Raw genomic sequence first — 18,329 nt, 5'->3', positions numbered from 1 at the left:
CTTCACCCCCACCCGCCCATCACTTTAAATATTTCCATAATAATAACAAAAACATAGTCAGATCATATGGAGATGTTTTGTTACCAAGTAGGAAATACTTAATCGAAATTGATGAATATCCATTCAAATTTCATTTATATTTAATAATCAAAAGCAGTATGCATAATTACCTTGAAACTTGTCTGACCAGACCTTAAATGTTATGTTATAACAAATGCTTTGGAGGCATGAAGTTCAGGACGCAGAAGTTAAGATAAGGAGGTGTGTTATGCGTAGTTTGAAGTCACTAAATAGCCGATCAGTTATCTATCTCCTGTGTTTCTTTATGATAGCCGTAACTCATAAAACGAATGCTCGTTCGTTTTATGTGAAGAACTACAGTCTGCCAAGCTATACCGAGTTTCACGGGAAAATTAAAAGTGGTGAATTTGATGAATACCATGTGTTTCTACAGAAGTCTCAGCCCCTCAGAATGGAGATATCCGATAAACGCTTTGAACTGAGAGTGACTGGCCCGGATCAAAGAGGAAGTAAGATAAACACCCGACTTGAGAAGAGTAATGTCTTCATCGCCCCAGTATCCGGTATGTATAAGATTATTGTTAAAAGCACGCATCGGGATCAACAGTGTAATTGCTATGTATTGGCTATTAACTTTACGGATTGAGATGACGCATTATGTTTAAATGGAAAAATATATCTATTTTCTTAGCAGTAAAAATATCAGTATTTTACTAACGGATGACTTCTACTTTTTTTATGGTTTAAAAAAAATAACCGGCTTGCCTTTGGTTCATATGACATATGATGGAACCACTCATCCTCCCGCTATTATAAGAGGAAAAGGTAAGATCCGAGTGCTTATTGATGGCCGAATTTTCAAGGAAGGTAATTGGAGGGGTTTCAATAAGCTACGCGAGTCGCTAAAAAAGGGGGCTGACTGGATCTGGCTTGATGTATCCGGACACGGACGTTTTTATCCTGAAGATTGTGAATATCATATTTATGCCAATCTAAGAGGAAGCATGCATGACTCAATTATGTCCTTGTACCATGCCTATTTAAGACGCCGCATCACTATGATTTACCATCACTACCCGCGACTGACTGTCAAGGAGTTAGATATTCTTCAGAGTCTACTTGATAACGACAGTATAGCTGAAATTCAAAAGAAATTTTGTCTTGGTGAAAAGACAGCTACCTGTTACCGAAGCAGGATTGTGCAAAAATTTGGTTGCCGAGGATACGGAATGTTTATGCAGTATTATGAACGAAACAAGGAAATCATTGACAGAAAATGGAGGTATGAATGTAAGCAGTAATTAAAATTTCTTTTAATAACTTTTTATGCCTGAAATCAAAGGAGCACTTTATGAATAAAGCTGTAATTCTTTCCCTCTTCACTGCCGTCACATTATTTACTGCAGGATGCGCTAAACATACATACAGCATTGTCACTCAGGACGGTCGAACCATTATTAGTGAAGGAAAACCTAAAGAAACCAGTGCCGGTTTAGTAGGGTATGTGGATGCGAATGGTGTCAAACAGCAGATTAACCGCGCAGAAGTGAAAGAAATCACCCAGATAAGGTAAGCCAGATTTCTAGGCAGCAGTGCTTTACCGTCAGCCCGGAGCGTAAATAGATTTACGCTCCTTAACTCGCTCTCCCGAAACGGGTGCTAAGGTTCCCCTTCTCTGTTCCTTGTCCCATGTTAAATTACGCAGGCTCAGACTTCCTATTTCAGTTCAAGGCTATCGTTTCTTTCCTGAAGGTATCCGTACAAATATAGGCAACTGATGAAGCCACTATACTGGATTCCAATACTTCCTTCGTCAGTGAATTTCATCAAGTAAGGCTACATTTAACCTTTCTATGATGAGAAGGAGTTTGTTATGGGTAAACTTCATGCCACGCCTGACTGTTTGTAGCCAGGTAACGTATGGCATGAATGCAGAATGGCGCCATCAGTTTGGAAATAAGATGTAACCGCGCCCAAAAAGTTGCCTTAGGTACCAGTATTTGGTATTGATGCCGGGGAATAACTCATATTTAACAGGCAGAAAATTAATAAATAAAAAAACGTCGGGCAGGCATAACCCGACGTGGTACTCAAAAAGCAGGATTACATTTTTGCCATAGCCAGAGTAATGACGTAATACCTGCAGGCAAGTTCCCAAGAGGTAGCAATTTATTAATGAAACTTAAAGACAATCACACAAAGCAGCAAAGACTCGCTCAGTTATTTGAAGTTAAAAGCATCAGGATGGTTTTGAAGGCTACCGCTGAGAGCAGCAAAAAGAACCGTCCTACCATCTATCGAGATATCACTTCCTGAATTCAACCACACCAGGTTTTGCTGATATCCCTCTTCGGATTGTTTTGAAAATACCGCTGACATACTCTTGGTATCAGGTGAGTACAAGATCGCGATTTGTTCCGCTGCACAATCATGGGGTTTGCAGGCAGAAACTACCTGGTAGGCTTTATTGTCCACGGTTACCCTCATCGCAGGTGTACTGGTACCGCCTTTCATCACCCAGTCTGGCAGGTTATGACCCTTCGACATTTTATGGAAAGCTTTGCTGGTTTCACTATCCGTCGCTAGACTGCTTACTGTCATCTCAGTTTGCGCATAGGCAGCAGTTGCAGTTAACAATGATAAGGTTGTCACAATTAGCTTAAGCATATGTTTTCCTCTATAAGTAAAAGTTCCAGCTTAGGACAATGTCATAAAAAGAAAGTACTGCATTTGCACACATCTATGGTGAATGCATTCCACATAAATATCAATAAACAATAACACCGACAAAAATTTTCTTTTAGGTTTTTTCTGATGTAAATTACGAAAATGAATCAATAAAAACTTAAAAAGCAACAAATAGCTTCAATCACGCTGATATTAACTATCCACTAAGATAATCCTAAAGTCAGGAATTAAATTAACATTTTGCAGATATCGATGTACCTACCCTGTTATTGGAAGGAACAGATATAAATGCAACATGTAATTATTGCACCCTATAAATTCCGAATTGGAGTTTAACTTGGGTTTAAGTTGTTTTCAGCAAGCATCAAATTTGGTTTTCCAGGTTGCCTCAACCGTCAGCGTAGCTTACCTATCTTATGTACAGATTATGGATGATAGATATCATCAAAGCTCTCTCAGTTGCCGTTTTCACGCCTGAAACCCCTTTCCCCTTGCGATGTTAATTCCCTCAACGCATTCCCTTAATGCATTTACTTGCTCAGAGGAGAGTTCAGATTCATCAATTGTGGCCAACAGAGCGTTGAGGGAGCGCTCAATATCGTTTTTAGTCAATCGTAAACAGATAACCTTAACCCAACGTGGAGAGAACTTGCTGAGGCCGATTGCTCTTGTGATACGTAGTTTCATGAAATGCCTCTTTACTGCCAGTGGTGGCGATTTGTAACTCAGTTGTAACACACAGTGGAGGAGACTTATGTGATTATTTCGCCATAAAAATTTCTAAGGGGCGTTTAGCCTGGGCAATCAGGCTTTCAGCAAGTATCGAAGTTGGTATTCCAGCATGTCACACAAGCGCCTCGTCATAACCTGAAGCGGCTAAATCATGTGAAGGTGCTTTTACAGTCATAAATAGGCTGGGATGCCAGCTTTGCGCTAGAAGCGGACAAAGCGAATTCGTCATTGCACTGGGTTAGCAGGTTTACTTCAACGGCCTACTATGCAGGCACTGCTCCTGCCCAAGAGGTATATGAGACCACCTCATCCCCGTCGGGGATAAACTTATTGAAGCTCCCATTGAAAATAACTTATTCTTTTCCGTCAATGAAATGCAGGAGACGAGTCATGACTGGCGAAATTCGCAGACGAGGAAGGCCACGAAAAACAGAAAGTACCTATGCAGATACCCGTAATGACCTGATCCGCAGTGGACTTGAACTGCTCACGCAGAATGGTTTTCTTTCGACGGGAGTCGATGCCATTGTCAAAAATGCCAGTGTCCCTAAAGGCTCATTTTATTACTATTTTAAGAGCAAAGAGGAATATGCCCAGACAGTTCTGAACGCCTATGACAGTTTCTTTGTGCACAAACTCAAAAAACACCTTCATGGATCATCCAGCCCACCAATGGTACGTCTGGAAAATTTCATCAACGATGCCTGCGACGGCATTAAAAAGTACAATTTCACCCGGGGCTGCCTGGTTGGCAATATGATGCAGGAGAGCCCGGGGCTTCCACTATCCTTTATTAAACAGCTTCAGGATATACTTGAACGCTGGCAGGCAATTGTGGCGTCCTGTCTTTCCGATGCGTTATCCTCTGGCGATATCTGTTCCGATATGAACGATACACAACTGGCGGCCATTTTCTGGAGCAGTTGGGAGGGTGCCGTGATGCGTGCCAAACTTTATTGTTCAACCCAGCCTGTGTACGATTTTTGGAGCTATTTCAAAACGTCAGTACGCTATCAACCCTCTAAGGATACGACGGTTAAACAGTAAAAAAGGGGCCGCGGCCCCTAATTGTAATTATCCCCCCCAGGCCGAGCCTGGCTTCCATCTCATTAGCTACATTGAATTACTGCCCGGCCACGAATTCCTCCACTCAGAAGTTTTTCAGCCACATTTATAGCGTCACTGAGCGGGTAAATGGTGGTAAGGCTATCCAGTCGGGACTCTGGTAAATACTGTACCGCTTGTTGCCAGATCGCTGTTCTTTTCTCTTTCGCGAACATGACACTGTCAATCCCTTTCAGCGTGACAGCACGCAGAATAAACGGAGCCACATTGCCCATCAATTCCATCCCCTGAGCCATGCCGCAGGCTGCAACAATACTGCCATACCGCACCCCGGCGCAGGCATTGCAGAGTGTGTGGCTACCGACTGTATCAATGGCGGCAGCCCAGCGTTCTTTTTGTAACGGTTTTCCAGGGGAGGCAAGCTCGGAACGATTAATAATCTCCTCTACACCGACCGTTTTATAAAGCCAGGCAGCTTCTTCAGGTCGACCAGTAGACGCGGTCACGCGGTAATCCATCGACGCCAGGATCATGGCCGCAATGCTCCCGACACCTCCACTGGCACCAGTAACTAGTACCTGACCATCTTCAGGCTTAATACCATGATTCAGTAGTGCGTCGACACACAGCATCGCGGTAAAACCTGCTGTTCCGATTGCCATTACGTGTTTGCTGTTTGAGCCAGCCGGCAGCGGCGTCAGCCAGTCTCCTTTTACCCGTGCTTTTTCAGACAGTCCACCCCAGTGTTTTTCCCCTACACCCCAGCCTGTCAGGAGAACCTTATCTCCGGGCTGATATTCCGGATGTGAACTGGCGGACACCGTACCGGCAAAGTCAATGCCTGGCACCATTGGGAAGTGCCGGACGATTGGGCCACGGCCCGTAATGGCCAGCGCGTCTTTGTAGTTGATGGAGGAATATTCAATATTTACCTCAACATCCCCCTGCGGCAGCTCACTTTCAGCAATTTCAACAAGTTGCGCACTATAGCGTTCATCTGCTTTGTTTATTAATAAAGATTTAAACACTTTCACCTCGTCTTTTTGGCGTTTACCGTTCAGTTATTAAGTCATGTACAAATAATATTGACCGATCGTCTAATAATCAACACTACTATCCTGATGTTTTGCCAGCAATCAAGAATTATTATTTATTTCATGAACATAAAACGGTCTACCTTGATCAGCATCAAGCTGGATTCAGATTGATCTGGTACAGATGGGAAAATGAACATCTCTTAAATATACACAGCTAATGCTTCAGGAGACGGCTGATGATGAGATAAAGCAACTGAGCTTCAATGAGTTTGCCCACACCGGACCTTCCGTCTTTCAGAAGACCGTTTTGTGCCAAAAGCTGAACTTATCTCTCAGGATCCACCTGTCCATCCATTAGTATGTACTGCGCTGCTTTACGCGCGTGTTGATCAATCAAAGGAACAAGCCGAGTGAAATGCTCACTGGCGCAATGTGCATCGAGTGCCGCCCGGTCAGGCCATTCCTCAATGAAAATAAAATGCCCCGGATCCTTTTCATCTCGATACAAATCATAAGCAATACATAGAGGCTCTCGTTTCGTTGTCGCAATGAGCTCACGGTATAAAGGGAGGACGGTTTCAACGCATTCGGGTTTGATAAAATCTTCGGCAATGACCTTTAGCATGCGAATTCCTTTAGAAAAAATGGCTAGGGTTTTGATGGATAATGCCAGCATGAAGGGCTATTTCAAAAAGAATGTTCGCTCCTCGCTCATAACGAACCATTTCCTCACTATGCCCTGCCATCGGCTTTCATCCGCTGATATTTAGCTTTCAAAAGCTCTGCCGGTGTCGGCCCCTTCGGCGATACCGGCGCGGCCAACGCCCGCCGTACAGGCGGAATCGGCTTACCGGCCAGCACGCGCTTTTCCCACATATCCAGAATATCGCTGGCTTCACGCTCGAGTTCTTTATGGCTTAGTTGGCCATCGGTTCCGCGGCGCCTCAGTTCGAGACAAATGTGGTAGTAAATCGGCTTAGGCCACGGATACTGCTCACTGCTCGGGTACCGAAACACCAGCTTACGCCACTTCCAGTACTCAGCCATCACGTCAGCAGTGGTGATCCCCAGCACGCATCGCCCTTCCCTGCACCACTTGATGAACTGGCCAGGCGACGGCAGGAACGGACGCTCCTGACGGCGTACCACTCGCATTCCGGCTTCAACCTGCTCCAGAGTGGTGATCCCATTTTCTTTGAAGGCCAGCACCCATTGCCGGCGGATCTCGTTCACGTCTTCCTGGCTGCGATTAACCAGGCTTGCAGGGAACGCGGCCGCCAGATGTACGAATAGCCCGTTGATAATCTGCGCCACCTGTTGCGTTTGTTCGCGTTCGGTGTACTGCTCAGGCATGTTGTGCACCACGCGCCGAGCCTGTTCCCGGTCAAAACTGCGAATTTTCTCTGCGAGGTTTTTCATTCCAGCACCCCGTCAATCCAGTCGGTGTTATGCAAGTCAATGCCGCCCCGGGATGGTTTTACCGCTCCGGTTGCACGCAGCCGTTTGGTGGTGAGCTGATCCCACTGCTTTCGCAGACTTGAGGGACTCAGGATGTTGTCTTTCCAGAAATCATCTCGGTTGGCCCACTGGAACAGGTCACAGATTTCGTAGTGAGTACGATTGTCCTGGACACGCATCAGCCTGATGGTGTTTGCCCATTCAGCCCAGTTTGGTTCGGATAGCGATGCGTTGACGGTGAGAAGCCTGTCGTAAATCCAGCGGGCGGCCTTGAGGTCGTCAGCGGATCCCCATGACTTACCTGCCGGGGTGTATATCCCGGCGGCAGCTTCTGGATGGCGTGAGAGAAACTTTTGAGTTTTCTGGTTTCGGGATTCGTTAGAATTCCGAGACGAGGATATTTTAATATTGTTCTTGTTATAGTCTTGGGTGTCTACCGTTTCCGGGAAGACTTTTCCCGTTTTCGGTAACACTTTTCCCGATTTCGGGAAGGTTTTTCCCGTTTTCGGTTTGTCTAAAATCCAGGCAGAAAGGTCAGTATTTATACCGACGATTTTCATCACGCCTTGCTTCTGACTGAAGATAATTTTGCGTTCTGCGAGCGATTTGAGCGCATCAGAGACATGCGAATCACTCAGCCCTGTAAGCTCAGCGATCACCGTGTTCGTAACGCGGTCTTGTTTCTTGTTCCAGCCGTAGGTAAGCCAGATCACCGCCTCAAAACACTGCCACTCCCGGCCTGACATTCTCAGACGAGGCTTTAGCTGTTGGATCTCGTTAGCGACCTTGGTATACCCGTTCGACAGGTCGGCCATACGACCTCCCGGTTGTTCGGTTCTGTGGGGGAAATTGATAATTTCAGCTGTGTTTGACATACTTAGCTCCGCAATTACACTCCGTTCTTGCACCTGAAAGTCGGTTCTGTTAGCGCAGACCGGCTTTCGCCTTTTCTGAAGTCTTCACACTGCCCCCAGCATGGTTGTTACCATCGCCAGCAGCGGCGCAGTAAGGTCCGGATCGACACGGAACATCTCAAAAATCCCCTCGCCTAACTCCTTCAGCTTTTCCTTCTTCGGCGCATCGAGCATCAGAGCTTGCTTCGCCTCACTTACCTCTTTTTCTAATCTGGCCATGCGATACGCGAACGAGTCGTTCTTTACGACACGGTCGCGGTATCGAAGCGGTAGTACGGACATGATCGCTGGCAACAGTTGTTCGACGTTCTTTCGGTAAGATGCGGAGTCTTCTTTGTTGTCTAGCCAGCGGAACAGCTTCACGTTCCAGACATCGGCCTGGCCTGTTAAATCCACGCCATCAAGTTGAAGTTCTTCCGCCGCGTCTTGAATTTGAAGCGCAACAGTTACGCGCCCTTCTGCTGCCGCCCACGCCCGGACCGCAGAGCAGAGATCACGATGAGCAATATCCTGCGCTGTAGATTCGCTTTGATGACACTGGAATATCAGAGGATTAGAGGCAGCTCTGCTACTTTGTTGAACTGAAACAGTTTGCATAGTTAAGGCTCCTGTTTAGGTAAACCGTCAGTTGGGTTTGGGTAGAGATCTGGGCGCAGCTCGTGCGGAGTTACGCCAGTAACCCCATAAATTTGCAAGACTCGATCTGCCGGGACGACGCCCTGATATCGATTTCGCCAATGACTAACAGTCATGGCGCTTACGGTTAGTAGTTGGGCTAAGCGCGTAGCAGTTCCTGCTTTGGTAATTGCTTTATCAATTGCTTTCATAAATAGCTCCTGTAACAACCACGCAATTAAACATATTGTTTATGTTTATGTCAACATTTTGAATATTGAGCTAATAAACATTTGGTTTAGAATTCGTCCATGAAAGAAAAAACTCATCAAATTAACCACCCACAAGTTCAGCGGCTTAACGAGGTTCTTGAGCTCAAGAAGTTGACCAAATCAGACATGGCCCGTATTTGTGGCGTCAGTGCTCAGTCGGTCAATAACTGGTTCGTTCGTGGGACGATTGGTAAAAGCTCAGCGATTAAGCTGGCGGATGCGCTTGGGGTGAGCCTTGAGTGGCTGCTTGGCCAAGATGTTGGCGAGAAAGATGGACTGAAGCCAGACGAACAACGCCTGCTGGAACTTTACCGTCAGCTTCCCGAAGAAGAGCAACAGAACATGCTTCGCATCTTCGCACTTCGCCTGAAAGAGCTGGACGAACTATATGATAAGTATATGAAAGGCCGTATTCGTTCGCAGGATGATTGAGTAATCCTTTCAGCAATGATTCGTAAATACCTACTATAAGAAATGGCCATAAAGTGGCCTTTTTTTATGCCCCTCGAATAACTAGCACATCTTTTGTATTAAACGCCCATTCCCCGGACTTCCAGCCCGTACCATTTCGTCGAATTTTTTGCCTCCAAAGAACAAAATTTCACTCTCCATAAGCACCACATAAACATTTTGTTTATTTAATATTACTCATTTCGTTGACTAAAGCTTAAACTTTGTGTTTAATCTAACTCACCAGGACGCACTACGAACCACCAAGGCAGGACGCCCACGGAGTAGCCGCCGACGGCATACGAATAGTCGGATGAGGTGGAGAGATTAACGCGCATCAGGTTTAAACGTTCCGCTGGCCGGCGATAAGGCAAACGAGGGTGAGAATGATTGATTTCGCACGCAAACCAGGACGGCAGCAGGCCGTAAAACTTAACTTGTTCGAAGTGATTCTTCGCCGCCTGTGCTACCTGCTGGCGCAAAAGGGGAATCCAGATGTGTAACTCAACAAAATGCGGGTACTGCGGCAAGCCGGTTGAACCGGAGAAAGTAGTCAAAAGTACCCTTCTCTATCGCAACGGCGCACAGCTGGCGCGCAAAGAAAAAGAATACTGCTCTGAACGTTGTGCTTCGTACGACCAGATGGCCCACGAGGCATAACGTAAAAGCCGCGCAAGGCGGCCCGTACGTCCGGTGCTCCCGACCAAAGTTACACCGGAAAACTACTTAAAAAACCAAAGTTCACCCAATGGGCGCTATCTCTGGCCCGGGGATCTTACATCCAAAAAAGAGGATCTCACATGGAATTTTTCTATGTAGTTAAGGCTACGCAGAAATCTGGCAAAGAAGACGCGGTGATTTGGTTCACTGCGAAATCTGAAGTCCGAGCCAACCTGCAGCTCTATGTCGAGCTGGAAGATTCTGGTATTGAAACCGGCCGCGGTAAGGATTACGCCAAACCGGTTCGCACCGATTTCCCTGTTTACAACGACCTGCCGGAAGAAAGCACCGTGGATTACACCTGGTGCAAACGCTACGAACTCCAGGACGATGGACGCACCTGGCTACCAAAGGCTGGCGCTGAGTCTACTGAAGCCGTTGACAACATTGCCGCACCGGAACCGACTGTTAAAGTCGAAACTATCGTCGAGAGTGTCCCGCTTGAAAACCGCACTCCAGCGGTTCGTTTTGCCGTCCACCTGACCAGCGACAAATACCAGTCACACATCACTAAAGAGCAGCAGCTCGCTGCCAGCGAAATGTCACTGGATGAAGGCAATACCTATCTCCAGAACCTGCTGCTGGCGAAGAGCGACATCCCTGAAGTTGCCGAACTCAGCCTGAACGCTGAGTGGAAACTGGTTCAGGCGATTAAGCAGGTATTCGCGCCAGATGAAGCGCACGAAACTGAAATTATCGCTGCATTCATGGCTGACTGGGCGAGAGCAGATGCCGGCGACCGCAATCAGTTAGTTGAAGAGTGGAGAAGCGGAAAGCTTGCTCTTCTCAAATCAGAAAGCACCAGCGACGCCGACGTTACAACTGGTCATGATCTCAAACCTGATAACGGTATCCAGATTGACGAGAATGATGACGAAACCACTCGTTATCCAGTCGTGCGTATGCCGTTCCGGAAGCAGCTACTCGCACAGTTCACCGCCAATGAACTGCGCCACCACTTAACCCGCGAAGAGTACGAAACTATCAGCGCGCTGGAGATGGACACTGACAACAGCTATGTCCAGAACCTGCTGCTGGCGGCAGAAAACTGCGAAGAGGTGAAGGGTTACGATACCAAAGACCTTTGGCGCTATACCGACGCCATTCGCAAGGTGTTCAGCCAGGAGAAGCGCCACGAACTCGCTTTGGTTCTCCGTTTTACCCGAATCTGGGCGGCGACTGATTATATTGACTGCGGCATTCTCGTTCGCGAATGGGCTGCAGGTAATCGCATCAGTAATGTTCAGCGTACTGATTCTGGTACCAATGCAGACGGTGGCTATGTGACGGATCGCGGCGAAGGCGCGCACCACACTCTGGACACTCTCGATCTTGAGATCGCCTGTGCCCAGCTGCCTATGGATTTCCATCACTTTGAAATCCCCTCAAGCGTTTTACGTCGCGTCAAAGAAATCGTGGCGAAGAAAGAAGAACCATGGAAATCATGGAGCGCCATCCTGCGTAATCAGCCCGGCGTACTGGCAGTGAACCGTGCGGCAATCTTCAATCTGATCCGCATAGCGCCGGAAAATATCCACCACACGCCAGCGGCTCATCTTGAGTTCGTTAATAAAACCATGACGGCTGAATTTAACTCTGCTGTGGAATTACTGCCGTTGCCTACTCCTGTAGTTGAGGCTGAAGCCCCAGCTGAACAACCGCAGGTTGAAAATCTCGGTAGCGGCGTGTTCTCCATCGATGGCCTGGTGGATGGAAATACCGAACCGGTCCTCAATACCCCCTCAAATGAAGTCGAAAAAACGGAAAACGCAACGGAGACCACCAGCGATGTGCAGATGGAAACGGCTAAGCCAGAGAAAGACGAAGATGTTGGTTCGGTACCACCGAGCGAAAGCACTGATGCAGCTAATTCGCAGACAGATTCCGTAACGTTGGAAGAACAGCAAGCAGAACCGGTAATTGAGTACCCGGCTTATTTCGAGCCTGGCCGCTACGAAGGCCTTCCGAATGACGTTTATCACGCAGCAAACGGTATTAGCTCAACCCAGGTGAAAGATGCCCGCGTCAGCCTGATGTACTTCAACGCACGCCATGTGGCTAAAACTATCCCGCGCACAGCATCTAAAGTGCTGGACATGGGGAACCTGGTGCACGCCCTTGCACTGCAGCCGGAAACCCTGGATGCAGAGTTCAGCGTAGAACCTGAGATCCCGGAGGGTGCTTTCACCACCACCGCAACTCTGCGTGAGTTCATCGACGCGTACAACGCCAGCCTGCCGGCACTACTAAGCGCTGACGAGATCAAAGCGTTGCTTGAAGAACATAACGCATCCCTTCCCGCTCCAGTGCCGCTTGGCGCTAGCCTGGAAGAAACGGGTCAAAGCTATATGGCTCTCCCTGTTGCGTACCAGCGTATTGAAGAAGGCCAGAAGCAGACAGCAACAGCGATGAAGGCATGCATCAAAGAGTACAACGCCACCCTGCCCGTACCGGTTAAAACCAGCGGCAGCCGTGATGCGTTACTCGAGCAATTAGCGATCATCAATCCTGATTTGGTCGCACAGGAAGCGCAGAAACCGACGCCGCTGAAAGTATCCGGCACCAAAACGGACATGATCCAGGCTGTTAAGTCGGTTAAGCCCGATGCCATATTCGCCGACGAACTTTTGGATGCCTGGCGCGACAACCCTGGCGAAAAGATTCTGGTTACCCGCCAGCAACTGGCCACAGCGCGGGCAATTCAGTCTGCACTCCTGGCGCACCCTACCGCTGGCATGCTGCTGACACATCCAAGCCGCGCTGTTGAAGTGAGTTACTTCGGCTTTGACGACGAAACAGGTTTAGAAGTGCGTGTACGCCCTGACCTCGAGATTGAACTGGACGGCGTGCGTATCGGTGCTGACCTGAAAACCATCAGCATGTGGAATGTGAAGCAAGAAAGCCTGCGCGCCAGGCTGCATCGGGAAATCATTGACCGGGACTACCACCTCAGTGCGGCTATGTATTGCGAGACCGCGGCGCTGGACCAGTTCTTCTGGATTTTCGTCAACAAAGACGAGAACTACCACTGGATCGCCATCATCGAGGCATCCGCAGAACTGCTGGAACTGGGCATGCTCGAGTACCGCAAAACAATGCGCGCCATCGCAACCGGATTCGACACGGGCGAATGGCCAGCGCCGATCACTACCGATTACACCGATGAACTGAACGACTTTGACATGCGCCGCCTCGAAGCGCTGCGCGCTCAGGCTTAAGGGGGATTTATGCATAACACTAACGTTACCGTTGCTGACCAGAACACCGTTATTAACTCCAACGTGGCTTTGTTCGATTCCCAGTATCTGAACGCCATCAGCACGTTCGCGCAGATTATGGCCCAGGGCACCGCTACAGTTCCTAAGCACCTGCAGGGCAATCAGGCCGACTGCATGGCTGTAGCGATGCAAGCGGCACAGTGGCAGATGAATCCCTTTGCCGTGGCGCAGAAGACGCACCTGATTAACGGTGTGCTCGGGTATGAAGCGCAGCTGGTTAATGCCGTCATTTCACGCAGCGGCGTTCTGGCAAGTCGTTTTGAATATGACTGGTTCGGGCCATGGGAAAAGGTTGTTGGAAAATTCCATATCCGTAAAGGCGACAAAGGCGAGTACCGGGTCCCGGGCTGGTCCCTGGCTGACGAGGCTGGGATCGGCATCATTATCAGCGCAACGCTGAAAGGTGAAGATCAGCCAAGAAAACTCGATTTGCTGCTGGCTCAGGCCCGTACCCGAAATTCTACCCTCTGGGCTGAAGACCCTCGCCAGCAACTAGCGTACCTGGCCGTCAAACGCTGGGCGAGGCTGTTCTGCCCGGATGTGATTCTGGGCGTCTACACCCCGGATGAACTCGATGATCGACGAGAAGAACGAGAGGTAAACCCGGCACCTGCGCAGCACGTTAGCCTTGCAGACATTTCAGGTGACAACGTCACTACGACTCAAACGGCTCAGGAATCAGCTCAAAATATTGATGCACTTGCTGATGATTTCCGCGATCGCATCGAGGCGGCTCAGGATGTGGATAGCGCTAAAGCTCTGCGCGCAGATATTGAAACCGTCAAAGCAACGCTGGGTTCTGCCCTGTTCACTGAGCTGAAAAACAAGGCCGTGAAGCGTTATTACCTGGTTGATGCACGGAACAAAGTCGAAGCAGCCATCAATTCCTTGCCACCTTCAGATGAGCCCGATGCAGCTGCGCAGTTCGCAGAAGTAGAGCGCGTTCTTGCATCGTCGAAACGCCATCTGGGCGACGGACTGCATAGTCAGTTCAGCATCACTCTGGCGGATATGAAACCGGAATACGTGGGCTAATGGAGGCGGGAGGGTCAGCCCTCCCGGAAAGGAATGCAAAATCAAAACCCTGTAAAACATCCAGCAATTCGCTACCACGGCGGTAAGTTCCGTCTGGCTTCATGGATTATCCCACAGATGCCTCAGCACGTTTGCTACGTAGAACCTTTCGGCGGCGCAGCCGGCGTGCTGCTGCAAAAACCTCGAAGCTATGCAGAAGTCTATAACGATCTGGATGGCGAGGTAGTCAACCTGTTTCGCGTGCTGCGCGACGTCGAGATGAACCAACGTCTGCAGGAAGCGTGCATGCTAACACCTTATTCTCGGGACGAATTTTGCGCGGCCCGAGATGCAACAGACGAACCGATTGAACGGGCCAGGCGCATGATTGTACGCGCCAGTATGGGCTTCGGTTCAGCAGCCGGAATCGGTGGTAATTCCGGCTTCCGTAGTGACAGCAAAAGGAAATATGCGACGGCTGCACATCTTTGGGTCCGTTATCCAGAAAATTTGGCAGCAGTAGGTCAGCGCCTGCAGGGGGTCATTATCGAGAATAAAGATGCTCTGGAAGTTATGCATGCTCATGACGCTGAAACCACACTGCACTACATCGATCCACCTTATGTACTTGAAACCCGTGTACAAGGTAACCGCTATTACAGACATGAAATGACTGCTGAGGAGCACGTGCAGTTGCTCTCAGCGGCAAGAGCGATGATTGGAATGGTGATGATCAGTGGCTACGACACTGATCTATATAACGACATGTTAAACGGTTGGGCAAAGCTTACAAAAGGAGCACGCATCAGCGCTGGGCGTGGCACAAAAGTTCGTACTGAATGCTTATGGATTAATCCACAGGCGCAACAAGCGGAGCGTGCAGTATGAAACTGATTAATCGAGGCAGTAAGCAATCCCCTTTGGCTCGCCAGGCATGTGAAATCGCACTTGCAGCCCACCAGCAAAGATATGGTGACTATGGGCGCAGCAAGATGAAAGAGACCTATACGGTGAGAGTGGAAGGCGTGAAGGTCTGGGTTGAAGTGGTCAACTGCAAGGCAAGCTACGTGGCCACAGCAATGACCGGCATGCGCCGACTGCGTTCCCTGCCCGGCCAAGCAAACTGAAACTGAAATATCAACGACTAAAGACCGGCATATCTATACTCATGCCGGTTACCTGAGGTGAACCATGTCGCAGGTAATTTACGATTCAGAATGGGGCGTTGCTTCAAAACTAAAAGAGAAGACAGGCCTTACAGATCGTCAGATTAAAAGCTATCGCCAAACCTCCTGGGTAGAAGGTGTTCATTTTAAGAGAATCCCATTGGATGGAAGCAACTCCGAAGAGCGAGGACTTGTCTGGTACAACATCCCAAACATTAACAGGTTTGTGAAGGAGGCATAATGGCTGCAATGCCAACGGGTGTTGAGATCCACAACAATAAGATACGAATAAGTTTCAAGTTTCAGGGCGTTAGATGTCGAGAAACATTGAAAGGATGGATCGTAAATGCATCGAATCTCAAAAAAGCCGGGAATCTAAGGGCCAAAATTGTAAGCGAGATTCAACTGGGCACTTTTGACTACCGGGGCATGTTCCCGGAGTCAAAGGTGGCAGCAAAGTTTTATACATCTAAAAACATTACGACGTTCGCCGAACTTGCATCAACCTGGTATGAAAACCATAAAATCGATCTCTCACCCAATGCCACAAGAAGCTATGGGATAGCTGTAAGAACGTTAACAAAACTAATCGGCCCTGAAACGCTCGTTGCATCCATCACCAACAGCGACATTCTGGGCTGGAGAAAGGATTTACTGACTGGCGAGACTAACTATGCTCCCGAAAAGAGGAGAAATAAAACTGGCCGCGCCGTTAGAACAGTAGATTATTATCTGGCCATCCTGCGACAAATCCTCGACTATGCGGTTAAAAATAAAGTCATTTCATATCAACCATATGTCGGGATAAAAAGGCTTCGCAAAGGGCAAACAAAACCAGATCCGCTTCTGAGACATGAATTTGAGCAGTTGAAAGATACTGCTCCGGCTCAGCAGAAGAACATGTGGCAATTTTTCGCTTATACCGGCGTTCGGCCCGGGGAGCTTTGCGCTCTTGCCTGGGAGGATATCGATCTTAATTCCGGCGAAGCTAACATTGCGCGCAATCTAACTCAGGAAGGCTTATTTGGACCACCCAAAACCGAAGCTGGATACCGGACGATAAAGTTACTGGAGCCGGCTCTGGAAGCTTTGCGAGCTCAAAAGAAACTTACCGGGAGTGCCCCTAAGGTACCAATCACTTTTCACCACCGGGAGTTCGGTAAAACGGAAACGCAGAAACTGCACTTTGTGTTTATGCCTCGACCTCAGAAAGGCAAGCAAGCTGCGTACTATTCAGTCAGCTCAATTGTGTCACTATGGGATATTACGGTTAGACGATCGGGCATTCGCCGCAGACGCCCCTATCAGCTGCGTCATACATACGCGTGCTGGATGTTGTCGGCAGGTGCTAATCCTGCTTTTATTGCGAATCAGATGGGTCATGAGAATGCAGAGATGGTCTTCCATGTATACTCTGCCTGGATAAATGCTCTCGATAGCGATCAGGTATCATTTTTGAATCAGCGCTTTGGTGGATATACAAATGCCCCTATAGTGCCCCTGAAGGTAAAAACAAAGTAGTTAATTACTTGATTTTCCGGTGATATTTAATGAAAAAGCTGTTTGTGCAGTTTTATCTTTTGCTTTTTGTCTGCTTCCTGGTCATGACCATGCTGGTCGGGCTGGTGTATAAATTTACCGCCGAACGTGCGGGCAGACAGTCTCTGGACGACTTGATGAAAAGCTCGCTCTATCTGATGCGCAGCGAGCTGAGAGAGATCCCGCCGCACGACTGGGCGAAAACCCTGAAAGAGCTGGACCTGAATCTGTCGTTCGATTTACGCATCGAGCCGTTAAAAGATTTTGAGCTGGATCCACCCGCCATGCAGCGTCTGCGCGACGGGGACATCGTCGCGCTGGATGAGAAATACACCTTTATCCAGCGCATTCCGCGCAGCCATTACGTGCTGGCCGTCGGGCCGGTGCCCTATCTCTATTATCTGCACCAGATGCGCCTGCTGGACATGGCGCTGATGGCCTTTATCGCCATTTCGCTCGCGTTTCCGGTCTTTATCTGGATGCGCCCGCACTGGCAGGACATGCTGAAGCTGGAATCCGCCGCGCAGCGTTTTGGCGAGGGGCACTTTACCGAACGCATTCACTTCGACAGCGGTTCCAGTTTTGAACGTCTGGGCGTGGCCTTTAACCAGATGGCCGATAACATCAATGCCCTGATCGCCAGTAAAAAGCAGCTGATCGACGGGATTGCACACGAGCTGCGCACGCCGCTGGTTCGCCTGCGCTATCGTCTGGAGATGAGCGAAAATCTGACGGAAGCGGAGTCTCAGGCGCTTAACCGCGATATCGGCCAGCTTGAGGCGCTGATTGAGGAGCTGCTGACCTACGCGCGCCTCGATCGTCCGCAAAACGAGCTGAACCTCAGCACGCCGGACCTGCCCGCCTGGCTGCAAACCCACATCGATGACGTTCAGAGCGTGAACCCACAGCGCACGCTGTTAACGCGGGTCACACCGGGTGATTACGGCGCGCTCGATATGCGCCTGATGGAGCGCGTGCTGGACAATCTGATGAACAACGCCATGCGCTACAGCGAAAGCACGCTACAGATTGGGCTGGATTTGCAGGGCAATCAGGCCAGCCTGACGGTGGAGGATGACGGTCCGGGTATTGCTCCGGAAGCGCGAGAAACCGTGTTTGAACCGTTTGTTCGCCTTGACCCGAGCCGCGATCGCGCCACTGGCGGATGCGGCCTGGGGCTGGCGATTGTTTACTCTATCGCGCAGGCGATGGGCGGCACGGTGCACTGCGAAGAGAGCGAGCTCGGCGGCGCGCGCTTCTGCTTTAGCTGGCCGGTAAACCATAACATCGCCCTTCCCGTCCCTGCCTGACCTCAACCGCACGCTGGCCTGACCCGGCGTGCTGTGCTATATGATAAGTA

20 protein-coding genes and 1 pseudogene are annotated in these 18,329 nt (G+C 49.1%); 13 read left to right on the top strand and 8 right to left on the bottom strand.

Features of this window, described 5'->3' with window-relative positions:
• The first annotated feature begins 686 nt into the window (after positions 1-686).
• Complete coding sequence (locus LA04_RS24770) at positions 687-1,322, top strand: response regulator (protein WP_047651454.1); 636 nt, start codon at positions 687-689, stop codon at positions 1,320-1,322.
• A 50-nt stretch (positions 1,323-1,372) separates the two neighbouring features.
• The gene (locus LA04_RS10280; RefSeq protein ID WP_047651453.1) at positions 1,373-1,594 is read left to right on the top strand and encodes a YgdI/YgdR family lipoprotein; all 222 of its coding nucleotides are present in this window, start codon (positions 1,373-1,375) and stop codon (positions 1,592-1,594) included.
• Positions 1,595-2,241: 647 nt separating this feature from the next.
• On the opposite strand, the gene ivy is transcribed toward LA04_RS10280, so the two are convergent.
• Together ivy and LA04_RS23500 are read right to left on the bottom strand one after the other, a co-directional pair.
• Positions 2,242-2,688, bottom strand: coding sequence for an Ivy family C-type lysozyme inhibitor (gene ivy, locus LA04_RS10275; RefSeq protein ID WP_047651452.1), 447 nt, complete (start codon positions 2,686-2,688; stop codon positions 2,242-2,244).
• Positions 2,689-3,177: 489 nt separating this feature from the next.
• On the bottom strand, positions 3,178-3,396 hold the full coding sequence (locus LA04_RS23500; protein ID WP_072015523.1) for a hypothetical protein: 219 nt from the start codon (positions 3,394-3,396) through the stop codon (positions 3,178-3,180).
• A gap of 435 nt (positions 3,397-3,831) precedes the next feature.
• Here LA04_RS23500 and acuR point away from each other — a divergent pair, with 435 nt between their 5' ends.
• On the top strand, positions 3,832-4,488 hold the full coding sequence (acuR, locus tag LA04_RS10270; protein ID WP_047651451.1) for an acrylate utilization transcriptional regulator AcuR: 657 nt from the start codon (positions 3,832-3,834) through the stop codon (positions 4,486-4,488).
• Positions 4,489-4,550: 62 nt separating this feature from the next.
• Here the strand turns inward: acuR and acuI are convergent, their stop codons facing one another.
• The 6 genes from acuI to LA04_RS10240 form a co-directional block, all read right to left on the bottom strand.
• Positions 4,551-5,534: an acrylyl-CoA reductase (NADPH) gene (gene acuI, locus LA04_RS10265; RefSeq protein ID WP_047651450.1), complete on the bottom strand. Its 984-nt coding sequence runs from the start codon at positions 5,532-5,534 to the stop codon at positions 4,551-4,553.
• Between the two features lie 334 nt (positions 5,535-5,868).
• On the bottom strand, positions 5,869-6,168 hold the full coding sequence (locus tag LA04_RS10260; RefSeq protein ID WP_047651449.1) for a putative quinol monooxygenase: 300 nt from the start codon (positions 6,166-6,168) through the stop codon (positions 5,869-5,871).
• A 107-nt stretch (positions 6,169-6,275) separates the two neighbouring features.
• Positions 6,276-6,962 (bottom strand): replication protein P, encoded by a 687-nt coding sequence (locus LA04_RS10255; RefSeq protein ID WP_047651448.1) that lies wholly within the window; start codon positions 6,960-6,962, stop codon positions 6,276-6,278.
• Positions 6,959-7,876, bottom strand: a complete 918-nt coding sequence (locus LA04_RS10250; protein ID WP_047651447.1) for a replication protein — start codon at positions 7,874-7,876, stop codon at positions 6,959-6,961. The genes LA04_RS10255 and LA04_RS10250 overlap by 4 nt, the downstream gene beginning before the upstream one ends.
• Positions 7,877-7,960: 84 nt before the next feature.
• Complete coding sequence (locus tag LA04_RS10245) at positions 7,961-8,512, bottom strand: toxin YdaT family protein (protein WP_047651446.1); 552 nt, start codon at positions 8,510-8,512, stop codon at positions 7,961-7,963.
• Positions 8,513-8,514: 2 nt separating this feature from the next.
• Positions 8,515-8,742 carry a transcriptional regulator gene (locus tag LA04_RS10240; protein ID WP_022651300.1) on the bottom strand — a complete coding sequence of 76 codons (228 nt, stop codon included), beginning with the start codon at positions 8,740-8,742 and terminating at the stop codon, positions 8,515-8,517.
• Positions 8,743-8,841: 99 nt separating this feature from the next.
• Here LA04_RS10240 and LA04_RS10235 point away from each other — a divergent pair, with 99 nt between their 5' ends.
• The 10 genes and pseudogenes from LA04_RS10235 to rstB all read left to right on the top strand — a co-directional run bounded on the left by LA04_RS10235 (position 8,842) and on the right by rstB (position 18,279).
• Positions 8,842-9,234: a helix-turn-helix domain-containing protein gene (locus tag LA04_RS10235; protein WP_022651301.1), complete on the top strand. Its 393-nt coding sequence runs from the start codon at positions 8,842-8,844 to the stop codon at positions 9,232-9,234.
• A 365-nt stretch (positions 9,235-9,599) separates the two neighbouring features.
• Positions 9,600-9,755: pseudogene (locus LA04_RS24985) on the top strand (hypothetical protein); the annotation flags it as partial.
• Entirely contained in the window at positions 9,748-9,912 is a 165-nt protein-coding gene (locus LA04_RS24980; protein WP_047651444.1) for a YdaE family protein, read from the top strand. The pseudogene LA04_RS24985 and the gene LA04_RS24980, both read left to right, overlap by 8 nt.
• A gap of 140 nt (positions 9,913-10,052) precedes the next feature.
• Complete coding sequence (locus LA04_RS10220; protein WP_047651443.1) at positions 10,053-13,190, top strand: RecE family exodeoxyribonuclease; 3,138 nt, start codon at positions 10,053-10,055, stop codon at positions 13,188-13,190.
• A 9-nt stretch (positions 13,191-13,199) separates the two neighbouring features.
• A complete protein-coding gene (locus LA04_RS10215) occupies positions 13,200-14,285 on the top strand; it encodes a RecT family recombinase (protein ID WP_047651442.1) in 1,086 nt (361 codons plus the stop codon).
• 33 nt (positions 14,286-14,318) lie between these two features.
• Positions 14,319-15,152: a DNA adenine methylase gene (locus LA04_RS10210; RefSeq protein ID WP_047651441.1), complete on the top strand. Its 834-nt coding sequence runs from the start codon at positions 14,319-14,321 to the stop codon at positions 15,150-15,152.
• Positions 15,149-15,391 carry a DUF4060 family protein gene (locus tag LA04_RS10205; protein ID WP_047651440.1) on the top strand — a complete coding sequence of 81 codons (243 nt, stop codon included), beginning with the start codon at positions 15,149-15,151 and terminating at the stop codon, positions 15,389-15,391. Before LA04_RS10210 ends, LA04_RS10205 begins: the two co-directional genes overlap by 4 nt.
• A 64-nt stretch (positions 15,392-15,455) precedes the next feature.
• Entirely contained in the window at positions 15,456-15,671 is a 216-nt protein-coding gene (gene xisR, locus LA04_RS10200) for an excisionase family protein (RefSeq protein ID WP_047651439.1), read from the top strand.
• Positions 15,671-16,951, top strand: coding sequence for a site-specific integrase (locus tag LA04_RS10195; protein ID WP_052119543.1), 1,281 nt, complete (start codon positions 15,671-15,673; stop codon positions 16,949-16,951). Before xisR ends, LA04_RS10195 begins: the two co-directional genes overlap by 1 nt.
• A gap of 29 nt (positions 16,952-16,980) precedes the next feature.
• Positions 16,981-18,279 carry a two-component system sensor histidine kinase RstB gene (gene rstB / locus LA04_RS10190; RefSeq protein WP_047651438.1) on the top strand — a complete coding sequence of 433 codons (1,299 nt, stop codon included), beginning with the start codon at positions 16,981-16,983 and terminating at the stop codon, positions 18,277-18,279.
• The last annotated feature ends 50 nt before the right edge of the window (positions 18,280-18,329 follow it).

The sequence above is a fragment of the Enterobacter sp. UCD-UG_FMILLET genome, assembly GCF_000762975.1.
Classification (GTDB): Bacteria; Pseudomonadota; Gammaproteobacteria; order Enterobacterales; family Enterobacteriaceae; genus Enterobacter; species Enterobacter dykesii.
The sequence above is the reverse complement of the archived record's forward strand: the minus strand, read 5'-3'. Positions and strand labels throughout refer to the sequence as shown.

Excerpts from the sequence above, each read along its gene's own strand:
- LA04_RS10220 (WP_047651443.1), top strand. The coding sequence starts at position 10,053 with ATGGAATTTTTCTATGTAGTTAAGGCTACGCAGAAATCTGGCAAAGAA.
- LA04_RS10235 (WP_022651301.1), top strand. The coding sequence starts at position 8,842 with ATGAAAGAAAAAACTCATCAAATTAACCACCCACAAGTTCAGCGGCTT.
- LA04_RS10215 (WP_047651442.1), top strand. The coding sequence starts at position 13,200 with ATGCATAACACTAACGTTACCGTTGCTGACCAGAACACCGTTATTAAC.
- xisR (WP_047651439.1), top strand. The coding sequence starts at position 15,456 with ATGTCGCAGGTAATTTACGATTCAGAATGGGGCGTTGCTTCAAAACTA.
- acuR (WP_047651451.1), top strand. The coding sequence starts at position 3,832 with ATGACTGGCGAAATTCGCAGACGAGGAAGGCCACGAAAAACAGAAAGT.
- LA04_RS10205 (WP_047651440.1), top strand. The coding sequence starts at position 15,149 with ATGAAACTGATTAATCGAGGCAGTAAGCAATCCCCTTTGGCTCGCCAG.
- LA04_RS10210 (WP_047651441.1), top strand. The coding sequence starts at position 14,319 with ATGCAAAATCAAAACCCTGTAAAACATCCAGCAATTCGCTACCACGGC.
- LA04_RS10195 (WP_052119543.1), top strand. The coding sequence starts at position 15,671 with ATGGCTGCAATGCCAACGGGTGTTGAGATCCACAACAATAAGATACGA.
- ivy (WP_047651452.1), bottom strand. The coding sequence starts at position 2,688 with ATGCTTAAGCTAATTGTGACAACCTTATCATTGTTAACTGCAACTGCT.
- LA04_RS10280 (WP_047651453.1), top strand. The coding sequence starts at position 1,373 with ATGAATAAAGCTGTAATTCTTTCCCTCTTCACTGCCGTCACATTATTT.
- LA04_RS10240 (WP_022651300.1), bottom strand. The coding sequence starts at position 8,742 with ATGAAAGCAATTGATAAAGCAATTACCAAAGCAGGAACTGCTACGCGC.
- LA04_RS10245 (WP_047651446.1), bottom strand. The coding sequence starts at position 8,512 with ATGCAAACTGTTTCAGTTCAACAAAGTAGCAGAGCTGCCTCTAATCCT.
- rstB (WP_047651438.1), top strand. The coding sequence starts at position 16,981 with ATGAAAAAGCTGTTTGTGCAGTTTTATCTTTTGCTTTTTGTCTGCTTC.
- LA04_RS10250 (WP_047651447.1), bottom strand. The coding sequence starts at position 7,876 with ATGTCAAACACAGCTGAAATTATCAATTTCCCCCACAGAACCGAACAA.
- LA04_RS10255 (WP_047651448.1), bottom strand. The coding sequence starts at position 6,962 with ATGAAAAACCTCGCAGAGAAAATTCGCAGTTTTGACCGGGAACAGGCT.
- LA04_RS23500 (WP_072015523.1), bottom strand. The coding sequence starts at position 3,396 with ATGAAACTACGTATCACAAGAGCAATCGGCCTCAGCAAGTTCTCTCCA.
- LA04_RS10260 (WP_047651449.1), bottom strand. The coding sequence starts at position 6,168 with ATGCTAAAGGTCATTGCCGAAGATTTTATCAAACCCGAATGCGTTGAA.
- LA04_RS24770 (WP_047651454.1), top strand. The coding sequence starts at position 687 with ATGGAAAAATATATCTATTTTCTTAGCAGTAAAAATATCAGTATTTTA.
- LA04_RS24980 (WP_047651444.1), top strand. The coding sequence starts at position 9,748 with ATGTGTAACTCAACAAAATGCGGGTACTGCGGCAAGCCGGTTGAACCG.